This is a genomic window from Halapricum sp. CBA1109, from assembly GCF_009741825.1.
In the GTDB taxonomy this organism is placed as follows: domain Archaea; phylum Halobacteriota; class Halobacteria; order Halobacteriales; family Haloarculaceae; genus Halapricum.
The window spans coordinates 23,920-47,777 of the sequence record NZ_WPCA01000005.1; the positions used below are offsets into that span (position 1 = coordinate 23,920).

The 23,858-nt window shown below is 66.7% G+C and carries 21 protein-coding genes and 2 pseudogenes; 3 read left to right on the forward strand and 20 right to left on the reverse strand.

Features of this window, described 5'->3' with window-relative positions:
* Positions 1 to 5: 5 nt before the first annotated feature.
* From GJ629_RS01325 to GJ629_RS01400, 17 genes and pseudogenes are all read right to left on the reverse strand, one after another.
* Entirely contained in the window at positions 6 to 1,508 is a 1,503-nt protein-coding gene (locus GJ629_RS01325) for an NADH-quinone oxidoreductase subunit N (protein WP_157511396.1), read from the reverse strand.
* A pseudogene (locus tag GJ629_RS01330) lies at positions 1,505 to 3,054 on the reverse strand (NuoM family protein). Before GJ629_RS01330 ends, GJ629_RS01325 begins: the two are co-directional and overlap by 4 nt.
* Positions 3,055 to 5,109 carry an NADH-quinone oxidoreductase subunit L gene (gene nuoL / locus GJ629_RS01335; protein WP_157511397.1) on the reverse strand — a complete coding sequence of 685 codons (2,055 nt, stop codon included), beginning with the start codon at positions 5,107 to 5,109 and terminating at the stop codon, positions 3,055 to 3,057.
* 1 nt (position 5,110) lies between these two features.
* Positions 5,111 to 5,413 (reverse strand): NADH-quinone oxidoreductase subunit NuoK, encoded by a 303-nt coding sequence (gene nuoK, locus GJ629_RS01340; RefSeq protein ID WP_370515744.1) that lies wholly within the window; start codon positions 5,411 to 5,413, stop codon positions 5,111 to 5,113.
* Positions 5,410 to 5,730 (reverse strand): hypothetical protein, encoded by a 321-nt coding sequence (locus GJ629_RS01345; protein ID WP_157511398.1) that lies wholly within the window; start codon positions 5,728 to 5,730, stop codon positions 5,410 to 5,412. Before GJ629_RS01345 ends, nuoK begins: the two co-directional genes overlap by 4 nt.
* Entirely contained in the window at positions 5,727 to 6,002 is a 276-nt protein-coding gene (locus tag GJ629_RS01350; RefSeq protein ID WP_157511399.1) for an NADH-quinone oxidoreductase subunit J, read from the reverse strand. The genes GJ629_RS01345 and GJ629_RS01350 overlap by 4 nt, the downstream gene beginning before the upstream one ends.
* A gap of 236 nt (positions 6,003 to 6,238) precedes the next feature.
* On the reverse strand, positions 6,239 to 6,700 hold the full coding sequence (locus GJ629_RS01355) for an NADH-quinone oxidoreductase subunit I (protein WP_157511400.1): 462 nt from the start codon (positions 6,698 to 6,700) through the stop codon (positions 6,239 to 6,241).
* Between the two features lie 85 nt (positions 6,701 to 6,785).
* Positions 6,786 to 7,850: a complex I subunit 1 family protein gene (locus GJ629_RS01360; protein ID WP_157511414.1), complete on the reverse strand. Its 1,065-nt coding sequence runs from the start codon at positions 7,848 to 7,850 to the stop codon at positions 6,786 to 6,788.
* Complete coding sequence (locus GJ629_RS01365) at positions 7,850 to 9,535, reverse strand: NADH-quinone oxidoreductase subunit D (protein ID WP_157511401.1); 1,686 nt, start codon at positions 9,533 to 9,535, stop codon at positions 7,850 to 7,852. The genes GJ629_RS01360 and GJ629_RS01365 overlap by 1 nt, the downstream gene beginning before the upstream one ends.
* Positions 9,532 to 10,230: an NADH-quinone oxidoreductase subunit B gene (locus tag GJ629_RS01370; RefSeq protein ID WP_157511402.1), complete on the reverse strand. Its 699-nt coding sequence runs from the start codon at positions 10,228 to 10,230 to the stop codon at positions 9,532 to 9,534. Before GJ629_RS01370 ends, GJ629_RS01365 begins: the two co-directional genes overlap by 4 nt.
* Before the next feature lie 2 nt (positions 10,231 to 10,232).
* Entirely contained in the window at positions 10,233 to 10,640 is a 408-nt protein-coding gene (locus GJ629_RS01375; protein ID WP_157511403.1) for an NADH-quinone oxidoreductase subunit A, read from the reverse strand.
* 92 nt (positions 10,641 to 10,732) lie between these two features.
* Complete coding sequence (locus GJ629_RS01380; RefSeq protein ID WP_157511404.1) at positions 10,733 to 11,383, reverse strand: hypothetical protein; 651 nt, start codon at positions 11,381 to 11,383, stop codon at positions 10,733 to 10,735.
* A gap of 251 nt (positions 11,384 to 11,634) precedes the next feature.
* On the reverse strand, positions 11,635 to 12,285 hold the full coding sequence (gene purE, locus GJ629_RS01385) for a 5-(carboxyamino)imidazole ribonucleotide mutase (RefSeq protein WP_157511405.1): 651 nt from the start codon (positions 12,283 to 12,285) through the stop codon (positions 11,635 to 11,637).
* A gap of 54 nt (positions 12,286 to 12,339) precedes the next feature.
* The gene (locus tag GJ629_RS01390) at positions 12,340 to 13,494 is read right to left on the reverse strand and encodes a 5-(carboxyamino)imidazole ribonucleotide synthase (RefSeq protein WP_157511406.1); all 1,155 of its coding nucleotides are present in this window, start codon (positions 13,492 to 13,494) and stop codon (positions 12,340 to 12,342) included.
* A 49-nt stretch (positions 13,495 to 13,543) separates the two neighbouring features.
* Positions 13,544 to 15,412 carry a flippase activity-associated protein Agl23 gene (locus tag GJ629_RS01395; RefSeq protein ID WP_157511407.1) on the reverse strand — a complete coding sequence of 623 codons (1,869 nt, stop codon included), beginning with the start codon at positions 15,410 to 15,412 and terminating at the stop codon, positions 13,544 to 13,546.
* A 40-nt stretch (positions 15,413 to 15,452) separates the two neighbouring features.
* A complete protein-coding gene (locus GJ629_RS15945; protein ID WP_197428369.1) occupies positions 15,453 to 16,310 on the reverse strand; it encodes a hypothetical protein in 858 nt (285 codons plus the stop codon).
* Entirely contained in the window at positions 16,307 to 17,404 is a 1,098-nt protein-coding gene (locus GJ629_RS01400) for a flippase activity-associated protein Agl23 (RefSeq protein ID WP_157511408.1), read from the reverse strand. The genes GJ629_RS15945 and GJ629_RS01400 overlap by 4 nt, the downstream gene beginning before the upstream one ends.
* Before the next feature lie 95 nt (positions 17,405 to 17,499).
* Between GJ629_RS01400 and ribH the strand changes: the two genes are divergently transcribed.
* Positions 17,500 to 17,904, forward strand: coding sequence for a 6,7-dimethyl-8-ribityllumazine synthase (gene ribH / locus GJ629_RS01405; RefSeq protein ID WP_157511409.1), 405 nt, complete (start codon positions 17,500 to 17,502; stop codon positions 17,902 to 17,904).
* Positions 17,901 to 19,060, forward strand: a pseudogene (locus tag GJ629_RS01410) (pyridoxal phosphate-dependent aminotransferase). Before ribH ends, GJ629_RS01410 begins: the two are co-directional and overlap by 4 nt.
* Positions 19,061 to 19,097: 37 nt before the next feature.
* Here the strand turns inward: GJ629_RS01410 and GJ629_RS01415 are convergent.
* Both GJ629_RS01415 and GJ629_RS01420 read right to left on the reverse strand, forming a co-directional pair.
* Positions 19,098 to 19,526: an adenylyltransferase/cytidyltransferase family protein gene (locus tag GJ629_RS01415; protein ID WP_157511415.1), complete on the reverse strand. Its 429-nt coding sequence runs from the start codon at positions 19,524 to 19,526 to the stop codon at positions 19,098 to 19,100.
* The gene (locus GJ629_RS01420) at positions 19,523 to 20,041 is read right to left on the reverse strand and encodes a Mov34/MPN/PAD-1 family protein (protein WP_157511410.1); all 519 of its coding nucleotides are present in this window, start codon (positions 20,039 to 20,041) and stop codon (positions 19,523 to 19,525) included. Before GJ629_RS01420 ends, GJ629_RS01415 begins: the two co-directional genes overlap by 4 nt.
* A gap of 105 nt (positions 20,042 to 20,146) precedes the next feature.
* Between GJ629_RS01420 and GJ629_RS01425 the strand changes: the two genes are divergently transcribed.
* On the forward strand, positions 20,147 to 22,051 hold the full coding sequence (locus GJ629_RS01425) for a DHH family phosphoesterase (RefSeq protein ID WP_157511411.1): 1,905 nt from the start codon (positions 20,147 to 20,149) through the stop codon (positions 22,049 to 22,051).
* Here the strand turns inward: GJ629_RS01425 and GJ629_RS01430 are convergent, their stop codons facing one another.
* Positions 22,052 to 23,611 (reverse strand): phospholipase D-like domain-containing protein, encoded by a 1,560-nt coding sequence (locus GJ629_RS01430; protein WP_370515745.1) that lies wholly within the window; start codon positions 23,609 to 23,611, stop codon positions 22,052 to 22,054. It lies immediately after the preceding gene.
* Positions 23,612 to 23,858: the final 247 nt, after the last annotated feature.

The window sequence follows — 23,858 nt, forward strand, 5'->3', positions numbered from 1 at the left end:
GACGCTCAGACCAGTGCGCTCGCGGCCGCGCTGGCGTGTTCGCTCACGAGACCGAACCCGGGCAACAACAGCACCGTCACGACGGCGGCGATGACGATCGCCGCGTAGATGCCGACCGGGTAGGACTCTATCTCGAAGCTACCCTCGGGGTCGTCGATCCACATCGCCTTGACGACCCGCGAGTAATAATAGAGGCTCAGCGCACTGTTGATGGCCGCGATGACCGCGAGCCACCACAGCCCCGAGCGGACGGCCGCCCCGAAGAGGATGTACTTCGAGACGAACCCGCCGCCCAGCGGCAGGCCCGCGAGGCTGAACATGAACACCGTCATCGCCACGCAGGCGACCGGCGCCTCCCAGCCGAGGCCGTTGAAGTCCTCGAACGTCCGTCCGACGTCCCAGTACTCCGTCAGCGCGATGAACAGGAACGCGCCCGTGTTCATGAAGCCGTAGACCAGCAGGTGGGCCATCCCGGCCCCGAGCGCGTAGCCGTCACTCCCGGTCGTCACCGACGCCAGCGCGATGAGGACGTAGCCGGCGTGACCGACGGAGGAGTACGCCAGCATCCGCTTGACGTTCTCTTGGGTCGCCGCGGCGAAGTTCCCCAGCGTCATCGTGACGATAGAGAGGACGAGAAACAGCAGCGTCCAGTCGACGACGCCCTCGACGACGCCGATGGGGAAGGCGGTCACGAACAGGCGGAACGCAAGCACGAAGCCGGCGGCCTTCGACGCCGAGGAGATGAACGCCGACACCGGCGCGGGCGCGCCCTCGTAGGCCTCGGGCGCCCAGAAGTGGAACGGGACGGAGGCTGTCTTGAACGCCACGCCGCCGACGATCATCACGATGCCGACGCCGAGGATACCGACCAGTCCCGTGTCCGCGATGGCCTCCGCGACCGCGGCGAACTGGAAGGTGCCGGTGACGCCGTAGACGAGGCTGATCCCGTACAGCATCACCGCCGAGGAGAGCGCGCCGACGAGGAAGTACTTCAGGCCGGCCTCGACGCTCCCGCGGTTGTGTTTGAGATAGGCGACCAGCGCGTAGGAGGGGAGACTCGCCAGTTCGAGGCTGAGGAAGGCGGCGACGAAGCTGTTTGCCATCCCCAGCAGGATCATCCCCGAGGCGGCGAGGAAGACGAGCGTCTGATACTCCGCCTGATAGCGGTCGCCGGCGGCGTAGTCGTACCCCGCCAGCAACACCAGCACCGTCACGCTGGAGACGATGATCGAGAAGAACAGCGCCATCCCGTCGACGACGAGTGCCCCCTCGAACAGCGATATCGGTCCCTCGGTCTGGCCGGTCCCGGCGACGAGGAACCACGCCGACACCGACAGCGCCGTGACCGCACCGACGATGGCGACCGCGTTCAGCGCGAGGCGGTCGTTCTCGCCGGGTTCCGGCGAGATACTGTCGATGACGAGCAACAAAAGCGCCGTCACGATCATAATCACCGCGGGCGCGACCGCGGCGTACTCCGGCAGTTCCAACAGCGTCGCGCCCGTCATCGGAGCCCACCTCCGATGGCGCCGACGAGCGCATCTTGGACTTCGATGATCGGGTTGATAGCGTCCTGTATCATACCGTAGAAGATGTCAGGGTTGACACCCAGCCCGACCACACAGAGCAACAGCACCACCAGCGGTGCCACGTCGTGGACGGGCGCGGGCGTATCTCGTACTCCGTCTCCAAGTCGAAGGGGCCGAACAGCGTCCGCTGCATCGCCCACAGGAGATAGCCCGCGACGATGACGATGCCGAACATCGCCACGGCGGTGAACAGCGGCGAGATGGTCGAGTCGAACGAACCGAGGAAGACGAGCACCTCGCCGGCGAACCCGCTCATCAGCGGCAGGCCCATATAGCCGAACGCGGCCGCGACGAAGATGCCCACCGTCCAGGGCATCCGGTCGGCCATCCCGGACATATCGCCGACCATCCGGGTGTGGGTCTCGTTGTAGATGACGCCGACGACCATGAACATCAGCCCGGAGATGAACCCGTGGCTGAGCATCTGGAAGGTCGCTCCGCCGACGCCGTGGGTGGTGTAGGCGACGAGTCCGAGGATGACGTACCCCATCGAGGAGATAGAGGAGTACGCGACGATGCGCTTGAGGTCCTGCTGGGCCAGCGCCAACAGCGCGCCGTAGATGACGCTCACCACGGCGAAGACGGCGATGAGCGCGGCGTAGTCCCTGACGACGCCGGGCAGCATCGTGAAGTTGAACCGCAACAGCGCGTAGGTCCCCATCTTCAGGAGGACGCCGGCCAAAAGCACCGACACCGGCGTCGGGGCCTCGACGTGGGCGTCCGGCAGCCACGTGTGGAAGGGGACGATTGGCACCTTCACGGCGAACCCGAGGAACATCAGCGTGAACGCGAACAGCTTGACGGTGTTGGGGCTGAAGCCGGCGATGCCCTCGACGACGCCCGGCGTCCGGACGAGTTGGGCGACCTGCGTGAGGTCTATCGCCCGCACGGAGGGCCCCATCGAGAACACCAGCGTCAGGAACCCGACGAACATGATCAGGCTCGCGATGTTGGTGTAGACGAAGAACTTGATGGCCGCGTACTTCCGGCGCGGCCCGCCCCAGATGGCGATAAGGAAGTACATCGGCACGAGGACGACTTCCCAGAAGATGAACCACACGAAGAAATCGAGCGCGGTGAAGACACCGAGCAGTCCGGCCTGCAGGAACAGCACGAGGCCGTAGAACTGGGACTGTCGGGTGTCGATGGGCGTCCACGCGCTGACAATTGCCAGCGTGGTGAGGATGGTCGTCAGCACGATCAGCGGCATACTGATACCGTCGACGCCGACGTGCCAGTTCAGGCCGTAGGAGGCGAACTCGACCCACCGGGTCGTCGTCTCGTAGGCCATATCGCCGCCGAGCAAGGCGTTGCCCGCGGCGTCGTAGTTCAGCCACATAATTCCCGACAACGCCAGCGGCGCGAGCGACAGCGCGGCCGCCAGTTTGCCCGCGTAGCGGTTCGGGGCCAGCAGGACGATGCCAGAGGCGACCAGCGTCGAGAGGATGAGCGCTTCAATCCACATCTACACCCACCCCCCGACGACGGCGAACGCGGCCAAGAGCAGTACCAGCCCCAGCGTGAGCAGTGCCGCGTAGTTCGTGACGACGCCCGTCTGGAGTTTCCGGACCTGTCGGCCGGCCGTCCGGCTGACACTGCTCGCCCCGTTGACGACGCCGTCGACGATACCCTGATCGAACGTGTCGAGCACGCCCGCGAACGGAACGGTCACGTCCCGCGCGAGCCAGACCTGATACTCGTCCTGATAGTAGTTGTGCATAAGGATCGTTTTGACCCGGCCGAGCCGGTCGGTGTGTTCGACCGGTTGCGGGGCGTTGTAGAGCTGTCTGGCGGCGAGGACGCCCGCGAGCGCCAGCCCCAGCGAGACGGCCGCGCTGGCCGCCACGGTTCCGACTTCGCCCAGCGGCGTCGCCGCGTGGATACCCGCGAACGCGTCCGTCTCCAGTAGTTCGGTGTAGTGGTGGACGTTCGTCAGATAGGCCTCCGGCGCCATATCGAGGAACTGGTGGAGGTAATCTATCTCCAGCCCGGTGACCTTCTTCACCGGGACCATGTTGATGAACCCGACCGTCGCCGCGAGGACGCCCAGCACCGCGAGCGGCCCCTTGACGTTCCAGCGAACGGGTTCGGGGTCACGAGCGATATCGGACCGCGGTTCGCCGTGGAAGGTCAGATACACCATCCGGAAGGTGTAGAAGCCGGTGAAGAACACGGCCAACAGTCCCATCGCGTACGCGGCGAGCAACACGATACCGAGGCCGCCCTCGGTGCCGAGGCCGTGGATCAGCGCCTCGTACAGCACCTCGTCTTTCGACCAGAAGCCGGCGAACGGGACGATGCCGGCCAGCGCCAGCGACCCCGAGAGGAACGTCCAGTAGGTCACCGGCATCTTGTCTTTCAGACCGCCCATATCCCACATGTTCTCGTTGTGGTGCATCGCGATGATGACCGACCCAGCACCGAGGAACAAAAGCGCCTTGAACACGGCGTGGGTGGTCAGGTGGAAGACGGCGGCGACGTAGCCACCGGACCCCAGCGCGAGCATCATATACCCGTACTGGGAGATGGTGGAGTACGCGAGCACCTGCTTGAGTTCCTGCTTGACGACGCCCATCGTCGCCGCGAACAGCGCCGTGAAGCCGCCGACCAGCGCGATGATAGCCAGCGCCGTCGGCGAGAGCGCATAGAAGCCGTACATCCGCGCGACCAGGAACACCCCGGCCGCGACCATCGTCGCCGCGTGGATGAGCGCCGAGACGGGCGTCGGACCCTCCATCGCGTCCGGCAGCCACGTGTGGAAGGGGAACTGCGCGGACTTGCCCATCACACCGCCCAGGACGAGCAGTCCGAGGACGGTGAACCACGCCTGCTCGCCGAGGCCGAAGAAGGTGTTGACGTCGTATTCGCCCTCCAGAGCCAGTTCGGCCAGATGCGGGAAGCTCTCGCTGCCGGCGAAGGCACCGGTGCCGAAGGTGGCGAAGATGGCGACCACGCCGACGAGGAAGAAGTAGTCCCCGAAGCGAGTGACCAAGAACGCCTTCTTGGCGGCACTGGGCGGGCCAGCCTCGCGGAACCAGAAGCCGATCAGCAGATACGAGCAGAGACCGACGAGCTCGAAGAACATGAACGCCATCAGGATGTTGTTGGCGAACACGAACGAGAGCATCGAGAAGGTGAACAGGCCGAGCCCGGCGTAGTACCGCGGCAGGCCGGTCTCGCCCTCGTCGTTCATATATCCGAGCGAGAAGACGTGGACGAGCGTGGCGATCAGCGAGACGATCACCAACATCAGCGCCGAGAGCGGGTCGATCAGCACACCGAGATGGAGGCTGAACGTGTCCTGCCCGGCCACGAAGGTGTAGAGGTTCTGGTTGAAGCCTTCACCGGTGGTGAAGACCGTCACCGCGACGGCGAGCGAGAGGGCCAGCGACCCGGCGGTCGCGAGAATCCCGGGCAGCGCGCCCTTCTTCGGGAGGTCCTTGCCCGCGAACAGCGCGATGACGAACGATGCTAGCGGCAGCGCCGCAATCGCCGGAACGAGGTCGTATATCCCTGCCATGTTACCACCGCATCGTTGTGGGCGACGTCACGTCGATGTCTCCGAAGTTGCGGTACAGGACGAGGATGATGCCGAGGCCGACCGCGACCTCCGCGGCGGCCAGGGCCATCCCGAACAGCGCGAACACCTGCCCCGAGAGGTTGCCGTGCTGGAGCGAGAACGCGACGAGGTTGATGTTCGCCGCGTTGAGCATCAGCTCGACGGACATCAGGAAGATCAGCGCGTTCCGGCGCATCAGGATGCCGAGCAGGCCGATACAGAACAGCCCGGCCGACAGCATGAGGTACCACTCGGTCGCGATCACCGCTCGTCACCCCCGTCGGCGATTGCCGCCTCGTCTTCCTCACGCCGGGCGAGCATCAGCGCGCCGTCCAGCGCCGCGTCGAGCACGACTGCGACGGCCAGAAACGCGAACAGGAAGCCCTCGGTGACCAGCGACGACTGATCGACGAGGTCAAAGAGCGCGTAGCCGATGCCGTCCATAACGCTCACGCCCTGCTCGAAGCCCTGCGGCGCGCCGAACTCGGCGGTGAGGAACACGGCCGCCAGCACGCCGAACAGCGCAACGGCCGCCAGCCCCGCGATGGGATTCAGTTCGTCGGTCAAGCGGGGGCGACTCATGCGCCCACCTCGTCGACTGTGGTGTCTGAATCCCGTCGTGTGAGCATGATGGCGAAGGTGATCAAGATTAGTACCCCGCCGACGTACACCAGGACCTGCATCGCTGCCACGAACGGTGCCTGTTGCATCACGAAATGCACGGCGACGCTGAGCAGCGACACGCCCAGCAACAGCGCCGAGTGCCAGACGTCACGCACGAGGACGACGCCCAGTGCAGACCCGAGCGTGACGACGGCAAACAGCGCAAAAGCGATTGACTCGTACAATGCCATACTAATTGGCTCTGGGTCGGGGCGCCCTTTGAAGATTTCTTTCTCGTCCGCGCGCGTGTCACTTGTTCCGGTGGTTTTTGCCCCAACTAGCTGGAAACGGAGCAAAAATCGACCGCTCCCGGACCAACGCGACGTGGACCGGCAATCTCAGGGTCAGCGTGTGGATTTCACCACCGCGACCGCTGGCGGATGGAGTACGATCGTGGAAAACGAATGCGCGCCGACAGACGAGTCCGCTACTGGTAGTCTATCTCGCCGTCGCCTTCGCCGATCCACGCGCCGCGGTCCGGTTCACGGGAGGCAAGCGGGTCGATGTCTTTGTACCACGGGACGTTCTTGAGTTGCTCTTTGTTGTAGGCGAACTCGTCTTTGGTGTCCGCGGTGAACTCGAAGTTCTGGGTCAGCAGGATGGCGTCGACGGGACAGACCTCCTCGCACAGCCGACAGTAGATACACTGCCCGATGTGGAGGTTGTACTGCTCGCCGTTGCGCTGGTCGTCGGTGACGATCTGTATCGTGTCATTGGGGCAGACGTTCTCACACTGCCGACACCAGATACAGCGTTCCTGACTAAACTTGTGGACGCCCCGGAATCGGGGGCTGACCTCGGGTGCCTCTTCGGGGTACTCGACGGTGAACGTGTTCCCGTCGAGCGCGTGTTTCATCGTCGTCGCCATCGATTTCAGGACTCCGATCATCGTAGGTCACCTCCAGTAGTCACAATCGCACCGCGGCCGGCGTGTCGTCGGCGCGCCGGCGGCGTGGTTCGGACGGGGACGCCCATCAGGCGATCACCCCGACGATAGCCGCCGTCAGCACGAGATTCGCGAGACTCAACACCAGCATTCCCTTCCAGCCGATGGTGATCAACTGGTCGATCCGGACCCGCGGGACCGCCGAGCGGCACCACTGGGTCAGCAGGAAGACCAGCCAGATCTTGATCGTGAACCAGACGATGCCGGGCAGGACCGGCCCCGCCGGACCGCCGAGGAACAGCGTCGCGATGATCGCGCCGCCGAGGAAGATGTGGATGAACTCCCCGAGGTAAAACAGCACGAAGTAGACGCTGCTGTACTCGGTCTGGTACCCGGCGACGATCTCGGTCGGCGCCTCCGGGATGTCGAATGGGTTGCGGCCGACCTCCGCGAGGTTCGCCACGAGGAACAACCCGAACGCGAAGGGGTTGACGATGGCGAACCACTGCGGGATAGCGACGCCAGCGACCTCGAACAGCGTCGCCTCCTGGGCCGCGACGATCTCACTCATCTGCAGCGACCCCGCGAAGATCACGACCGAGACACCCGTCAGGACGAGCGGAATCTCGTAGGCGAGGTTCTGTGCGACCGCGCGCAGACCGCCGAGGAACGAGTACTTGTTGCTCGACGCGTAGCCGGCCATCACCAGCCCCAGCGACGCGATGGAGGCGATGGCGAAGACGTACGCCAGCCCGATCTCCGGGTCGGCGACCTGAATGCCGTTGCCCATCGGGATGACCGCAAACCCGAGCAGCGCCGAACTGGCGAGGACGAGGGGTGCGAGGTCGAACGCCGGCCGGTCGACCCGTTCGGGGATGATAAGCTCTTTCGACAACAGCCGGACGGAGTCGACGACGATCGTCCCGAGGCCGAACGGCCCGATCCGGTTGACCGAGATCCGGTCGGTGAACGAGGCCGTGATCTTCCGTTTGGCCCACGGGCCGGCGACGGCCGTGTTCAGCAGTACGAACGTCGCGACCAGCGCCGACGCGAGCAGTCCCGCGAGCAGTTCACCGGGCACGCCGAACTGGCCGAGACCGAGCAGGCCCGAGATTCGGTCCGGAAGCGGCGTCGCGGACTGCAGCGGCAACATCACCGATCGACCTCCCCGAGGACGATGTCGAGACTACCGAGCGAGGCGACCATATCGGGGATGTACTCCCCTTCGGACATCTCCGGCAGCGTCTGGAGGTTCGAGAAACACGGCGAGCGGATCTTGAACCGCGCGGGCTTGTCCGTGCCGTCACTGCGCATATAGATGCCCAGTTCGCCTTTGGCGCCCTCGACGGCCTCGTACACTTCCTTGTCCTCGTCCGGTCGGAGCGTCCGGGGAACGTTGGCCTGAATGTCGCGGTCGTCCTCGGGCCACTCCTCCAGCAGGTCGACACACTGGCTGATGATCTTCGCCGACTCCTCGACCTCCCGCATCCGGACGAGGACCCGCGCGTAGTTGTCACAGCCGTCCTGCGTGACGACGTCCCAGTCGAGTTCGTCGTAGTAGCCGTAGGGGTCGTCCCGGCGCAGGTCGTAGTCGATGCCGGACCCGCGGGCGACCGGCCCGGTCGCGCCGTAGTTCTTCGCCACCTCCGGCGGGAGGACGCCGGTGTCGATACACCGGATCTGGAATATCTCGTTGCCCGTGATGAGGTCGTGGTACTCCTCCAGTCGCTCGGGCAGTTCGTCGATGAAGTCCCGGACGTCTTCGAGGTACTCCTCGCGGGGTTCGGGCAGGTCCCACGAGACCCCGCCCAGCCGGAAGTAGTTGAACATCAGCCGCTGGCCGGTCAGGTCCTCGAGCAGGTTCTGGATGACCTCCCGGTCGCGGACGGCGTACATGAAGATGGCCGTGAAGTCGCCGTAGACGTCCAGCCCGAAGGTGCCGAGCGCGAGCAGGTGGGCACAGATCCGGGTCAACTCGGCGGACATCGTCCGCAGGACCTGGGCGTACTCCGGGACGGTGATGTCGGCCATCGACTCGGCCGCGCGGGCGTAGGCCCACTCGTTGAGGATGCCACCGGGCGTGTAGTCCCACCGGTCGGGGTAGGGCATAATCTGGTGGCGGTAGGTCGACTGCTGGCACATCTGCTCCTCACAGCGGTGGAGGTAGCCGATGTCGGGTTCGATGTCGGCGATCTGTTCGCCGTCCAGCACCGTCTTGACGTGGAGGACACCGTGGGTCGCCGGGTGGTGAGGCCCGATGTTCACGAACATCGTATCCGAATCCTCGCCGGCGGAGTGGTCCTCTTCGAGCGGGTTCGCGTGTTCCCGGAGCGGGACGACCTGTGGCTGGTTCTGATTGTAGTCCTTCGAGAGCGGGTGGCCCTGCCACGTCTCGGGCAGGAGGATCCGTCGCAAGTCGGGGTGGCCCTCGTAGTCGATGCCGACGAGGTCGTAGGCCTCCCGTTCGTGCCAGTCGGCGGTCCGGAACACCGGTTCCGCGGACTCGCTGACGGGGTCGTCTTTGGTCGTCGGGACGACGACGCTCAACTGCTGGGTCGGATCGTCGAACTTCTTGAGGTGGTAGATCGACTCGAAGCGGTCGTCGTACTCCTGGGCCGTGACGGCCGAGCAGTGGTCGAAGCCCGCCTCGTTCCGCAACGTCGAGAGCGTGTCCTGCACCGCGTCGGGCCGGATGACGAACCCCTCGGCGTTGACGTGCTGTTCGCGGTCGATGACGTTGTCGCCGACGAGCGCGGCCAGTTCGTCGTAGTCGAGGCCGTCGGCGGTGACGCCGACCTCGTCGCCGCCCGTCGGCGGTTCGGGCTGTTCTAAACTCATGGCGAATCAGTCCAGTTGTACCGCATCACGAGCGTCTCCTCGTCGATCTCCTGTGCGAGGTGGTCGACGAGTTCGTCCCGTTCGAGGTCGCCGAACTCCTCCAACTCGTAGGGTTTGACCGTCACCGGCGCGGACTCGCCGTTGGCGATCTGTTCCTGCAGTTTGGCGACACCGTAAACCAGCGCTTCGGGGCGGGGCGGACAGCCGGGCACGTGGATGTCGACCGGGATGACCTCCTCGGCACCCTTGACGACGTTGTAGCCCTCCTGGAAGGGACCGCCGGAGATGGTACACGAGCCCATCCCGATGACGAACTTCGGCTCGGCCATCTGGTCGTAGACGCGCTTCATCCGCGGCGCGAACTTCGAGACGATGGTCCCCGGGACGATGATCACGTCGGCCTGTCGCGGTGAGGCGCGGGGCACGCCGGCGTGGAAGCGGTCGAGGTCGTGTTTGACCGCGTAGGTGTGCATCATCTCGATGCTGCAGCAGGCGATACCGAACTGCAGCATGAACATCGACGACCCGCGGACCCAGTTCATGAACTTGTCGAACTTCGTGAGGATGAACGGAGACGTCCCGAACGCCTTCCGGAGCGGGGAGTTGAACCGGTCGTCGACTCCGTCGCCCATCCGCGCTTCCTGGGTTGTCTGGCCCTCTGTACTCGCGTCGGTCAGTGGTTGATCGCTGCTCATAGTTACTGTTCGACCTTCTGTCGTTCGGCCCGCGGGCTCCGCACCCACCGGACCGCGCCGTTTCGCCACGCCCAACCGAGTCCGACCACCAGCGTGGTCAGGAACACGAGCATCGGCACGAGCGCTCGCGCGAGGCCGACCTCGGCGACAGCGTCGCTGTAGATGACCGTCCACGGGAAGATGAGGACGGTCTCGATGTCGAACACGACGAACAACAGCGCGACCATGTAGTACTGGATGTTGAACCGGATGCGCGTGCTGCCCGTCGGGATCTCACCGGACTCGTAAGTGGCGCGTTTGCCCTGTTCCGGAACGCTCGGGCGCAGGAGGGCCGACGTAGCCATCATCACCACTGGAATAGCCAGACCCACGAGCGCCAGCGCCCCGATCGCGATCCACGGATTGCTCATACGGGTTACTCTGTTCGGCGCTTAGGAACGGCGGCATATAAGGGTTCAGTGTTGGGTTTTACGGCAACCGTTGCTGGCTCCCGCCCGCCCCGTCACCGCTCGTACTCGGTCAGTTCGAACAGCGGGGTCGGCCCGCCGTCGCCGACCGACAGCGGGAAGGGCCACTCGGCGTTCACGCACAGCCGTATCTCACCCGCTGTGCCGGACTCGGGCGTCCCGACGACTTCGGTACACTCCGTGCCCGCGACGGTGTTCGTCCCGACGACGTCCATCCGTAGGGAGTCGAGTTCCCCCGGCGTGACGGCGCGTTCCCCGCTGGGGCCTCCAGCGATGGAGTCCGTAGACGGCGGTTGGACGGTCCACGTGTTGTTCGCCGACAGCGAGTGGTTGCCGATCAGCCGGTCCTGATAGTTGTGCAACGCCGCGAACGGCGCGACGAGGAGCGCATCGAACGGCGAGTCGAGGTTCTCCCGAAAGCCCTCGAACGGCGCAGACGTTGACGCGCGGTACCGCGTCGAGTTGCCCCCGACGGCCACCGTCGCGGTCATCGTCGACCCGTCGAGGCTATCGACCGTCCACGAGATGGTCCGGTCGCTCCCGTTGAGCGAGTAGGTGTAACTGTCGCCCTCGTCCCACGTGTCGTCGGCCGCGTCGCCCCCGCCGTCGCCGCCGGAACAGCCCGCGAGCACCACGAGCATCGCGACGGCGACAGTCAAAAGCGCCTGTCTGGTCGAGACGGTCATCGACTGCCGCTTGGGACGGACCGGGCAAAAGCTGTCGGCTCTCGGCTCCAGTACGCGGCCGCCACTCGGGACGCGGCCGCTACTCCCAGTACTCGGCCTTGAACCCCGGCGTCCCCATCTCGTGCAAGTCCACCTTTTTCTCCTCGGGTATCCTCGCGCTGTTCGCGGGTCGCTTCGCTCCCACTCACAACGCTGCGGGTACCGCTCGTCGAAAAACGTGGGCGAAAAACCGCTCGCTTCGCTCGCGGCCGCTACTCCCAGTACTCGGCCTTGAACCCCGGCGTCCCCATCTCGTGGAGGTCACGCGACACCTCGCCGACGCCCTCCTGCAGTTCGTCGTGGTACTCGACCAGTCGCTCGCGGATCTCGGGATGTTTCCGGGAGAGCATCTGGGCCGCCGTCAGCGCGGCGTTGAACGACTTGCCGGCGTCGACGGCCGTGATCGGCGCGCCCTGTGGCATCCCGATGACCGAGTCGACGGACTTCTCTTGGACCGGGACGCCGACGACCGGCAGCGGGTAGGCGATGGAGGCGGTCATATTCGGCAGGTCCGCGGATTTCCCGCCCGCACCGGCGATGATCACGTCGATACCGCGGGCCTCGGCCGTCTCGGCGTAGGCGTACATCAGTTCCGGCGTCCGGTGGGCCGAGACGACGAACGTCTCGAAGGTGAACCGCGCATCGGGCGCGTCGGTGTAGTCGGTCTGTTCCGCGAAGTCCAGTTCCTCCGCCAACGCCGCGTACGCGCCGGGCCGTTTCCCCTTCCCGCCGGCCATCGTCGGGAGGTCCGAGTCGCTGCCCATCACGATGCCCACGTCCGGCGTCGCCTCGTTCGGCAGGTCCATCTTGGCCTGTTCGTGCAACTGGTCTATCAACGACTGCACGGAGTCTGCGGTTGTCATACGAGAGGATGCACGCGCGGCCGTCCTAAGCGTGACGGGACGAGAACGGGGCGGTCATTCCGTGAACGTCAGTTCCTCCCGCACGTCCCGCGTCGCCTCCAGCAGTTCCGTCGTGTCCGCGTCCAGCCGACCTATCTGTGTGATGTGGCCACACTTCCGGAGGTTGTACACCTCGTCTTTGCCGTAGAAGTGCATCTTGCAGCCGTCGGTCGACAGCACTGCGTCGACGCCGGCGAGGGTGGCCGGCTGGCGCTTTTCGACGTCGCCGAGGATATTCGCCGTGACGGTTGGACTCCGGCGCTCGGTCGACCCCAGCGGCCACCCGAGGACGCCCCGAAGGTGTTGCTCGAACTGGGAGGTCTCACAGCCCTCGATGGTCCAGTGGCCGGAGTTGTGCGGCCGGGGCGCTATCTCGTTGAGCAGTATCTCGCCGTCGGCCGTCTCGAACAACTCGACGCCGAAGACGCCGCGGCCATCGAGCACGTCCAGTACGTCAACCGCCACCTCGCGGGCACGCTCACGCGTCGTGTCGTCCGTCCGCGCCGGCGACACCGTCTCCCGGAGAATCTCTTCCTCGTGGATGGTCTCGGTGACGGGGAAAGTGTCGACTTCGCCGTCGCCCTGACAGGCCATCACGGCCAGTTCCCGCTCGTAGTCGACAAACTCCTCGACCATCCACGGGCCGTCGACGACTTCCAGCGCGGCCTCGACGTCGTGGCGGTCGTATATCGCGGCGTTGCCGCGGCCGTCGTAGCCGCCGACGCGGGCTTTCAGCATCAGCGGATAGCCGAACTCCTCAGCGGCGTCGACCACGTCTTGGATGCCGCCGACCGCGCGGAACCGCGGAACTGGGACGCCGGCCTCCTGCAACCGCCGCTTCTGGACGAGTTTGTCCGCGATCATCCGAAGCGTCGAGGGGTGGGGGTGGACCGGCGTGTCCATCTCCTCGGCGACGAACTCAAGATGGTCGGGGTCGACCAGTTCTATCTCGTAGGTCAACACGTCGACGCGTTCGGCGAGGCGGCGGTAGGTCTCGCGGTCGTCGAACTCGCCGACGAGTTGGTCGGTGACGACCGGTGCGGCCGGGGCGTCGGGCGTCGGGTCGGCGGCCACGAGGTCGACACCCATCGGGGCGGCGGCCTCGCCGAGCATCCGGCCGAGCTGGCCCGCGCCGACCACGCCGACGGTCGGTCCAGGGAGCGTTGTCATTACGCCGCCGTTCCACGAGCGCGGGCAAAAACGTATCGTGTGGCGGTCGTCAGCCGTCGAGCCTGTCGGTGTCGACGAAGATGGCCACCTCGACGCCGCGGGTCCGGATGAGCCCGACCCGCACGTCGTAGTCGGGGACGTACCGCGCGACGGTGTCGCGGTTCTGGACCTTGGTGACGACTATCGGCGGCGTCTCGCCCTCGGTGAGCTTGTCGTTGAGGTCGAAGCTGTCCTCGGCACAGGTGGTGTTGGCGTCGCTGGCGTAGAGATACCACGGGATGGGAAGGGAGCTGAACCACCCCGAGTCCCCGACGCAGGCCGGGCGTCTGGTCTCGGAGGGTTCGTTGCCGACGAAGGAATCGCCGTAGATCACCGCGTCGGTCCCGTTGTTCTCGGCCGCGAGGCGGTGGATGTCGTCGGTCGTCGCCCGGAAATCGCCGGCCGGCTGAGCGAACTGGGTGAGCTTGTTCTCGTCGGTGCGGGGAGAGTCGTAGACAGCCCCGAACGAGGTGACCGCGAGGTTCGAGACGAGGAGGACGACCAACAGGACAGACAGCGCGGTAGTGACGGCGTCACCGTCGAGGCCTGCCCAGCCCCATCGGAGAATCATCCCGACGCCGACGGCGGCCGGCACCGCCAGCGGGATGATCGAGTGAGTCGCGTTCCAGGCCCACGAGCCGGTGACGTCGAGCGCCAGCGGGTACGCCAGCACGGAGACGAACCCGCCGTAGGCGAAAAACAGCACGAGGTTCCGACTCCGGTCGCGGGCGTATCGCTCGGCGAGGAAGCCGATTACGGCCATCGACAGCACCGGCAGCGCGTGTGTGACGAGCACGTCGAGGTACTTCGGCGCGAACTCCTGGTACTTCCCGACGAAGTCTTTTCCCCCGGCCGTCCCAAACCACGAGAAGTACTCGGTCCCGAAGTACTCGGCCGTGTTGGCCAAAAGCGTCGGGAACTGCAGCGGGTTCCGGAGCGCTTCGCCGAAGGTCACCGTCCCGATTTCTGCTTGGGAGACCAGCGGGTACACCTCGGTCGGCGACCCCCGCGGCGCGAAGAAGTACAGCCAGACGACGCCGAAGACGGCGACGGCGACTCCGACCTTGCCGACGAACAGGCCACCGGTCCGTACCAGCCCTCGCTCGCGGACCGCACCGACTTTCCCACGGAGCAGGTCCAGCCCGTTGGCACGCTGCCGGGGGCGAAACAGCGCGGCGTCGATCAGCAGCGCCGACCCGCCGAGCCACGTCAGGACGTAGAGGATAGCGTTCTCCTTGGAGGCGACGCCGAGGGCGAACCACGCCGCACCACCCCAGAGGTACCGCGCCCGTCGGGTGTCGTAGTACCGGACGAGGAAGCCGAAAGCCGTGAACACGAACGCGCCGACGAGCACGTCGCTGCGCATAAATCGCGAGTAGTACAGCAGCACGGAGTTGCCGGCGAGAAACACCGCCAGCGGGACCATCTCCTCGTCCCGGAGGTGCTCGCGGAACAAAAGCGCCGATAGCGGGAGCAGGCCACCGACCAGCGCCACCGGGAGGCGCGCGAGGAGGTCGCTCGGCCCGAAGAGGCCGAACAGGAACCGGGCGGCGTGCTGAGCCAGCGGCCCGTGGACGATATGACGGTAGACGAACGAGCCCGTTTCGTCGTACCGTAACGCCCAGTGGGCGACCCGGGCCTCGTCCCAGTGGGCGGTGCGGTAGCCGAGGCCGTACAACCGGAGGGCAAGCGCGAGGAGGGCGACGAGGGCGACGGCGACCACGACGGCGTCGGTCCGGGCGAGGCGGCCGGGCAGCGGCACCGTCTCGGGGAGCAGGGCGCGGAGCGTCCGTCGGTCGCCGTCCCCTTCGGTGTCCGCCGTCGGCCCCGGCTCGGGGGTGTCGTCGCGGTCGGTCGAACCCTCACGACCGGAGTCCATACCGGATGCCTGCCGGGCGACCGTTAGAACAGTTCTGGTTTCAGTCGGCGACGTAGACGGTGGCCTTCGGGAGCGAGGTGTCCTTCGACCGGAGGTTGTACGTCGTCGCCGCGTACTGTTCGTCCAGCAGGTCCGCCGGGACGCTGTCGTCGGCGGCGTTCGTGACGATGATGGCCGGCGGGTCGGTGTTCAGTCGTTCCCGGAGGCCCTGCCGGTCGGTCTCACAGGAGGCGTTCGCGCCGCTCTGGGCGAGATACCAGTGGATGGGCAGCGACTCGCTCCAGTCGGTACAGATCGGCTGGAAGTTGGTGTAGGCATTGTATCCGGCCCCGGCGGGATCGCGCTTGACGAACGAGCCGCGCATACTCGAATTTCCGTAGTAGAGGACGCCCGCGTCGGCGTCGGCGGCGGCGTCAAGTTGCGCCTCAAGCGTCGAGAGGTCGTCGTTCGGTTGGCCGTGCTGGACGAGGATGTTCGTGGTGTCGCCGCCGGTCGCGGGCGTGAGGTAGACGAGGTTCGCGCCGTTGAGCAGGACGAGGCCCGTGACGACGACCACGACCAGCGCCGAGAGGCCGACGCTGATCGCGTCGTCGTCCGCGAAGGCCTCGTAGCCCCAGCGGCCGACCATCGCGACGCCGACGGCCGCCGGGACGGCAAGCGGCAGGAGGATGTGGACGTTGTTCCAGCGCCACCCGCCGCCGATGGACAGGCCAGCGGGGTAGCCGACCAGCGAGGCGACGCCGGCGAAAAACAGCAGCATCACCAGCGGGCGACCCTCGGCGACGCCGTAGCGCTCGCGGACGAAGCCGGCGACGGCGAACAGGGACAGCGGCGCCGCGGCGTAGCCCAATCCTTCCAGCGTGCCGCCGAGGCGGGTGAGGTACGCGTCGATGGTCAACTCCGTCGAGGAGGCCCCCCACGCGCCGTACTCGGCGATAAACTGATCGACGGTGGCCCCGACGACCGTCGGCCACTGGCCTGGCGCGGTGACGGCCGTCCAGAACCCCGGCAAGGTGTCGGGTGAGGCGGGCAGATAGAGCATTCCCTCCAGTCCCGCGCCCCGCGGCGCGAACATAAAGACGAACAGCGCAAAGCCAAGCGCCGCCGACCCGAGACGTGCGGGAGGTACCGACGCCCGACGGCGGGATAGTCGACGGCCCGGACGTGCCCGGCGGCGGTCCTAAGCCTGTCGACGCCCGTCCGGTCTGACCCGGGCGAATCCAGCGCCCGGTCGGCCAACAACACGAGCGCGCCGCCCCACGTCACGAGATAGAGGATGGCGTTCTCCTTGGAGGCTATCGCGAGCGTGACGAACGCGGCGATACCGTAGAGGTACCGCGGCCGGCGGGTGTCGAGGAATCGAACTCCGAGCCCCAGCGCGGTGAACATGAACGCGCCGACGAGCACGTCGCTGCGCATAAATCGGGAGTAGTAGAGGAAGACGGGGTTGAACGCGAGGAACGCGGCGAGGACGCCGACCTCGATTCGGCGCAGGCGCTTTCGGAACAGAAGCGCCGACAGCGGAAGCAGGCCGCCGACGATGGCGACCGGCAGGCGGACCGTGAAGTCGCTCGCCCCGAACAGCGGGAACAGCCAGCGGCTGGTGTGCTGGACGAACGGGCCGTGGATGATGTGCCGGTAGGCGAACGACCCCTGTTCGTGGGTGTACAGCGCCCAGTAGGCGACGCGGGCCTCGTCCCAGTGGGCCGCGCGGGAGCCGAGCGAGACCAGTCTGAGGGCGAGCGCGAGGGCGGTGAGCGCGAGGACGGCCGCGAGCAGCGGGCGGCGACGAACTCGGTCGAGGACGGCCGCCTGCCGGTCGTCCGGTGGGGGGCCGCCAGTGCCGTCCGCCGACGCGGGACGGGCAGTGTCGTCCGCCGGCGTGTTGCTGTCGGTAGCGTCCGCTGACGGATTGTTCTCGGTGGCGTCGTCCGGGGCCTCGCCCGCGTCCGCCGTCGGGTCGTGGTCCGAATCGTTCGACGGGGGCGTCATTGTCGTAGCGACCGCACCGGGTGGATAGAAGGCTTGTGGTTGCCGACCGCGAGCGGAACGGTAGTTCTTTCAGGGCACGCGCCCACCCGCCAGATATGGTCAGGCTCGGGCTGGTGATCGCCCAGTACGACAAACACGGGGCGGTCCTCTCGGAGATGGAACAGTCGGCCCGCGAGGCCGCCGCCGACCGCGACGCCGAGATAGTGGCGACCCACGAGGTGCCCGGCGCGTACGACACGCCGCTGGCGGCCGACCGACTGGCCCGCCGCGAGGACGTCGACGCCGTCGCGGTGCTCGGCGTCATCGTCTCGGGCGACACCGACCACGACCAAGTGATCGGTCACGCCGCCGCGCAGGGGCTCACGGAGGTCAGCCTCGACCGTGACACGCCGGTCACGCTCGGCATCATCGGCCCGGGTATGAGCCAGGACGAGGCCGCGGCCCGCACCGAGAAGGGGCGCGAGGCCGTCGAGAGCGCCATCGATATGAGTAAACTATGAGCTACGAATTCGACTTCGCAGACCGCGTACAGCGTGTGGAACCGTCCGCGACTATCGCCATCAGCAACCTCGCGGCCGAACTGGAGGCCGAGGGGAAAGACGTCGTCGACCTCAGCGTCGGCGAACCCGACTTCGACACACCGGAGAACATCAAACAGGCCGCCAAGGACGCGATGGACGCCGGTGAGGTGGGCTACACCCCCTCCAACGGCATCCCCGCGCTGAAGGAGGCCATCGTCGAGAAGTTCGAGGCCGACGGCCTCACCCAGTACGGCACCGACAACATCATCGTCACGCCGGGCGGCAAGCAGGCCCTCTACGAGGTGTTCCAGTCGGTCATCGACGATGGGGACGAAGTCTGTCTCATCGACCCCGCGTGGGTCTCCTACGAGGCGATGGTCAAACTGGCAAACGGCTCGGTCACCCGGATGTCCACGGCCGACCACGGCTTCGACCTCGAACCCGCACTGGACGAACTCGCCGACACCGTCAGCGACGACACCGAACTGCTGGTCGTCAACACCCCGGGCAACCCCCACGGGTCGGTCTACTCCCGCGAGGCCCTCGAGGCGTCCGTGACCTGGCCGTCGAACACGACTTCCTCGTCATCTCCGACGAGATATACAAGGAGATTACCTACGACGACGCCGACCCGATCAGTCTCGGGACCCTAGAGGGGATGGAGGACCGCACCATCACGCTCAACGGCTTCTCGAAGGCCTACGCGATGACCGGGTGGCGCCTCGGCTACATCGGCGCGCCCGAAGCGCTCGTCGATCAGGCCGGGAAACTCCACAGCCACTCGGTGACCTGCGCAGTCAACTTCGTCCAGCACGCCGGCGTCGAGGCCCTAGAGAACACCCACGACCCCGTCGTCGAGATGCGCGACGCCTTCGAGGAACGCCGGGATATGCTCGTGGACCTGTTCGCCGACCACGGCAAGGACGTCCCGGTTCCGGAGGGCGCGTTCTATATGATGCTCCCCGTCTGGGAGGACGATCAGGCGTGGGCCGAAGCGGCCGTCGAGGAGGCACAGGTTGCGACCGTGCCGGGCAGTCCGTTCGGGACGCCCGGCTACGTCCGCCTGTCCTACGCCGCGAGCAAGGAACGACTGCGGGAGGCCGTCGAGCGACTGGCCGAAGCGGACCTGCTGTAGGTTCGGACTCCGGCGTCGCCCGCCGGAAAACAGTTTCTCAGTGGTGGCGGTCGAGAATGCGCTGGACGATAGCGCTCGTCGACAGCAACTCCTCGTCGAAGTCAGGTTCTCGGGGGCCGGCACGCTCTATCGAACAGTCGATACCCCGCGTCGCGAGAGCGTCGGCGATTGCCGCCTCGTCGTGGTGTTGGTCGTGACCGAGAACGATGAGGTCCGGGTCGATGCGCTGGATGGGGACGAAGATGTCCTCGGGGTGGCCGAGGTGGGCCTCGTCGACGGGGTCTAACGCCCCGACCATCTCGGTACGCTGGCGGCCGTCCAGCACGGGCGCGTCCTTGTGGGTGACGTTCTCGTGACGGGCGACGATGGCGTGCAACTCCGTCCCCATCGCCGCGGCTTCCCGGAGGTAATGGAGGTGGCCGGGGTGGAGCAGGTCGAATGTGCCCTGTGCGACGACGCGCGTCAAAAGAACCACCCGCCGTCGCGGTCGTCCTCCTCGCTGGGTGCGAGTTCGCGGTCGATGTCGGCCTGCGTGAAGTCGAAGAACTCCTTTTCGGGCAACTCGACGTCGAGTACCGGGAGGTCGATGGGGTCGCCCTCCGTGTCGAAGGCCTGCCAGTCGCCGCGTTCGTAGGGCGCGCCGACGATGATGTGGACGTCGCCCTTCCCGAAGGTGGCGAGGTCGGCGTCGCTTGGCTTGAGGACGCCGTTCGGGTGGGAGTGTATCGACCCGGCGGCGCTGACGTCGTTGGGGACCATACTCGTCTTGACCGTGGCGCTGACGGGATTGGACTCGGTACCGGGGATGACCAGCACGTCGCTGAGGACGGTCCCGCTCCGGTCGAGGCCGAGTTTCCGGGCGTCTTCGCCGCGGAGCAGCCCCATATACTCGTTCGGATGGCTGTCCCGTGAGGATTCGAGCGCGAACGTGAGGGCGCTCTCGGCGATACCGATGATCTCCGAGTTGCGGAACAGCCGCATACACCCCCATCGGGTCGGCCGCCTTCTAAGCGTTCCGACTGCTGGGGGTGAGCCAGCGGCCGCTTCCAAAGCTTGAAACCCCGAGGGTGCCGACACAGTAGTAATATGTCATCTCCCGATTCCTCTCCGGAGGGAGCCGCGACCCCGACAGTGTACGACCTCGACTCCCGGTGTGGGCCCGAGGCCGTCGAGTCGGACTCGCTCTATCTGGCGACCGTCAACGGCGTCGTCGACTACGGCGTGTTCGTCGACCTCAGCGAGTCCGTCTCCGGCCTCGTCCACGACTCGAACCTGCTGGGGTCCTACGAGATGGGCGAGCAACTGATCGTCGAACTCGACGAGCGACGCCCCGACGGCGACCTGAGTTTCCGCGAGCGAGCGCCCGGCGAGTACGACACCGAGAGCGTCACCGCAGGTGTCGACCTCACGGTCGAGAGCATCGACGACCACGTCGGCGAGACGGTCACGCTGACGGGACAGGTCGCCCAGATCAACCAGACCGGCGGCCCGACTATCTTCCAAGTCCGTGACGGCACCGGCGTCGTCCCCTGTGCGGCCTTCGAGGACGCCGGCGTCCGCGCGTACCCGACCGTCGACGTCGACGACTACGTGAGCGTGACCGGCCGCGTCGAAACCCGCGACGGCGGCCACCAGATCGAGGTCGACGACCTCGACGCCATCGAGGGCGAACAGCGTGACGCCGTCGCCGAGACGGTCGCCTTCGAGACCGAGACCGCCGCCGAACCGAACGACGTCGATCCCCTCGTCGAGTGGGAGTCCTTCGAACCTCTCGCCGAAGACCTCCGGGAGGTGGCGACCCTGCTCCGGAAGACGGTGCTCGAAGGCCGCCCCCTGCGGATGCGCCACCACGCCGACGGCGACGGTATCTGTGCCTCCGTGCCGGTCCAGTTGGCCCTCGAACGGTACATTGAACAGACCCACGAGGACCCACAGGCCGCCCAGCACCTCATCAAGCGCCTGCCGAGCAAGGCGCCGTTCTACGAGATGGAGGACGTGACCCGCGATCTCAACTTCGCGCTCGAAAACCGCGAGCGACACGGCCAGAAGCTCCCCCTCCTGATGATGCTCGACAACGGGTCGACCGAGGAGGACACGCCGGCCTACGAGAACCTCGCCCACTACGACATCCCAATCGTCGTCGTCGACCACCACCACCCCGACCCCGACGCCGTCGAGGGCCTCGTCGAGAGCCACGTCAACCCGTATCTCCACGGCGAGGACTACCGGATCACCACCGGGATGATGTGCGTCGAACTCGCCCGGATGATCGCCCCCGACCTGACTGCGGACCTCGAACACGTCCCCGCCGTCGCCGGCCTCTCGGACCGATCGGAGGCCGACGCGATGAGCGACTACCTCGACCTCGCCGCCGAGAAAGGGTACGACGCCGAGGAGCTGCGACGGGTCGGCGAAGCGCTGGACTACGCGACGAACTACCTCCGGTACAACGACGGCGGACGGCTGATCACTGACACGCTCAACGTCGACTGTGACGACCGACAGCGCCACGAGGAGCTGGTCGCGTTCCTCGCCGACCGCTCCGAGCGAGACATCGACCGCCAGCTAGAGATGGCGATGCCCCACGTCGAACACGAGGCGCTCGACAACGACGCCCACCTCTACCGCCTCGACGTCGAGAACCACGCCCGGCGGTTCACCTACCCCGCTCCGGGGAAGACGACCGGCGCTGTCCACGACCGGAAGGTCGAGGAGACGGGCGAACCGGTCATCACCATCGGCTACGGGCCGGACTTCGCCGTCCTCCGCAGTGACGGCGTCCGGCTGGACATCCCCGAGATGGTCGCGGAGCTGCGGGAGGAACACCCCGGGGCCGGCGTCTCCGGCGGCGGCCACCTCGTCGTGGGCTCGATCAAATTCGTCCGCGGCAAACGCGAGGCGGTGCTGGACGCCCTCGTCGAGAAGATGGCCGAGGCCGAACTGGACGAGGACCTCCACAGCTCCGTCTCGCTCCCCCACGAGAGCGAGTGATCAGGGACGAAACTGTATCTTCCTACCGACGGCCGCGGCGACGGCGACGACGACCAACAGCACGACGACCAATCCGAGTTGTAATCGCCGAGCGCCGCCCTCCCAGTCGGCCGCGAAGACCCGACCGTAGTACGCGCCGACCGCCTCGCCGCTGACCAACAGGACCACCTCGCGGTTGTTCTGGAAAGCGTTGTCGTTCCAGTTGAGGCTCCCGAGGACGACGTGTTCGCCGTCGACGACGAGTCCCTTCGCGTGGATCTTCTCGTACCGGCCGTTCGGGTCCGCGAGCCGGACCGACAGCGGGACGCCCGACTGTTCGGCCGTCGCTGTCAGGTTTGCCGCCAGCGCGCGGTTCTCCTCGGCGGCGTACCACGCCCGCGACAACAGCAGGTCGACGTCGACGCCGCGACGGGCGGCGGCGATTGCCGCCCGGAGGAGCCTGTTTTCGGGACCGTCGACGGACACCTGCAGGATCCGTATCGAGTCGCTCGCGTTCGCCAGCAGCGACTCGATGCGCCCGACGGCGTTGTCCGGCGCGACCAGCAGTTCGACCCGGTCGGCGTCGAGTCTCGCGGCGTCGAACCGCGAGGGGTAGCGGCCGCTCACCGGCGTGGTGTTCTCGACAGTAATATCCGCCCGGTGGCGCTCCCACGGGACCGTCGAGCGGTTGGTCGCGTCGGCACGGAACGTCCTCACCAACCCCTCGACGACTTCCGGTTGCGTCGTCGTGATACCCCATCCACGGCTTGAGTGCCCGCCGACGCCCGCTGGCTTCCAGTTCTCGGTCAGCACGACGGCCCGGTCGTCCGCGACGGCGTACTTCGGGTGGTGAAACCGGTAGGGAGCAGTCGGTCCCGCGAGCATCGACACCGTGACACCGTTGTCGACGAGTCGGTCCAGCACCGCGACGCTCCGGTTGGTGAACCCGCCGACCGGCCCGCCGTCGAGCAACACCTCGACCGCCGCGCCGCGCTCCTCGGCCGCGACCAGCGCGTCCGCGGCGCGTTCGGAAGCGAACGTGTAGCCAGCGAGCAGGAGGCGTTCCTCGGCCCCTCGGATCGCATCGACGGCTGCGTCCGGCGCGTCCGGCAACACGAACGCCTCGACGGTGGTCGGTCCCCCGCCGACCGGGTCCCGGTCGGTCCCCGACAGCGGTCGCCACGCCTCGCCGTCGGTCAGTTCGTCCGTGGGCGCGGCGGCGTAGGTCAGCGTGTCGAGCGTCCGGTTCTCCGTCTCGAGCGTGAGGGGTTCACCGCCGTTGGCCAAGGCCGGAAACCCGCGTACTTCGACGACCCGCCCCTCGACAGCGTCCGGGACGGCCGTCGCGTTGTCGGTCAGGACGACCCGTCCGGTCGCGGTGACGTTCGGGAGCGTGGCCGTCGTCTCGTCGTCACCGAACGTGTACGCCGACAGCGAGCGCTCGTCGGGAACCGAGAGGGTGACGAACTCGCCGGCGTCCCCGTCGGCGACTGGGTTCGGGTAGGCGGCGACGATCGTCGGTTGGTCGTCAGTTGCGTTCGTACCCCTCGTGGGTGCGTCTGTCGCCCCCGCGGCGGGCACAGCGAAGACTCCCGCTACTCCGAGAAGGACCACGGTGACGGCTATCGCGTGACGCACACCTCCGGGTGGTCCCGGTATCGAATATAAACCTCCGGCGGACTCGGGTCTCGGTCGCGGGGACCGTCTCGTCGGCGTGCGTGACAACCCCTAGTCGCGATTCGCTTCGGCGGGCTCTCGACCGGCCGAAGTCGGCACTGCTTGGTGGTGGGTAGTGTGAGAAAGTGGGGTCGGAGGGATTTGAACCCCC

Excerpts from the sequence above, each read along its gene's own strand:
- GJ629_RS01345 (WP_157511398.1), bottom strand. The coding sequence starts at position 5,730 with ATGAGTCGCCCCCGCTTGACCGACGAACTGAATCCCATCGCGGGGCTG.
- GJ629_RS01350 (WP_157511399.1), bottom strand. The coding sequence starts at position 6,002 with ATGGCATTGTACGAGTCAATCGCTTTTGCGCTGTTTGCCGTCGTCACG.
- GJ629_RS01420 (WP_157511410.1), bottom strand. The coding sequence starts at position 20,041 with ATGCGGCTGTTCCGCAACTCGGAGATCATCGGTATCGCCGAGAGCGCC.
- GJ629_RS01360 (WP_157511414.1), bottom strand. The coding sequence starts at position 7,850 with ATGTTGCCGCTGCAGTCCGCGACGCCGCTTCCGGACCGAATCTCGGGC.
- GJ629_RS01400 (WP_157511408.1), bottom strand. The coding sequence starts at position 17,404 with ATGACGCCCCCGTCGAACGATTCGGACCACGACCCGACGGCGGACGCG.
- nuoL (WP_157511397.1), bottom strand. The coding sequence starts at position 5,109 with ATGGCAGGGATATACGACCTCGTTCCGGCGATTGCGGCGCTGCCGCTA.
- GJ629_RS01390 (WP_157511406.1), bottom strand. The coding sequence starts at position 13,494 with ATGACAACGCTCCCTGGACCGACCGTCGGCGTGGTCGGCGCGGGCCAG.
- purE (WP_157511405.1), bottom strand. The coding sequence starts at position 12,285 with ATGACAACCGCAGACTCCGTGCAGTCGTTGATAGACCAGTTGCACGAA.
- GJ629_RS01325 (WP_157511396.1), bottom strand. The coding sequence starts at position 1,508 with ATGACGGGCGCGACGCTGTTGGAACTGCCGGAGTACGCCGCGGTCGCG.
- GJ629_RS01425 (WP_157511411.1), top strand. The coding sequence starts at position 20,147 with ATGTCATCTCCCGATTCCTCTCCGGAGGGAGCCGCGACCCCGACAGTG.
- ribH (WP_157511409.1), top strand. The coding sequence starts at position 17,500 with ATGGTCAGGCTCGGGCTGGTGATCGCCCAGTACGACAAACACGGGGCG.
- GJ629_RS01365 (WP_157511401.1), bottom strand. The coding sequence starts at position 9,535 with ATGAGTTTAGAACAGCCCGAACCGCCGACGGGCGGCGACGAGGTCGGC.
- GJ629_RS01375 (WP_157511403.1), bottom strand. The coding sequence starts at position 10,640 with ATGAGCAATCCGTGGATCGCGATCGGGGCGCTGGCGCTCGTGGGTCTG.
- GJ629_RS01380 (WP_157511404.1), bottom strand. The coding sequence starts at position 11,383 with ATGACCGTCTCGACCAGACAGGCGCTTTTGACTGTCGCCGTCGCGATG.
- GJ629_RS01395 (WP_157511407.1), bottom strand. The coding sequence starts at position 15,412 with ATGGACTCCGGTCGTGAGGGTTCGACCGACCGCGACGACACCCCCGAG.
- GJ629_RS01370 (WP_157511402.1), bottom strand. The coding sequence starts at position 10,230 with ATGAGCAGCGATCAACCACTGACCGACGCGAGTACAGAGGGCCAGACA.
- GJ629_RS01355 (WP_157511400.1), bottom strand. The coding sequence starts at position 6,700 with ATGATCGGAGTCCTGAAATCGATGGCGACGACGATGAAACACGCGCTC.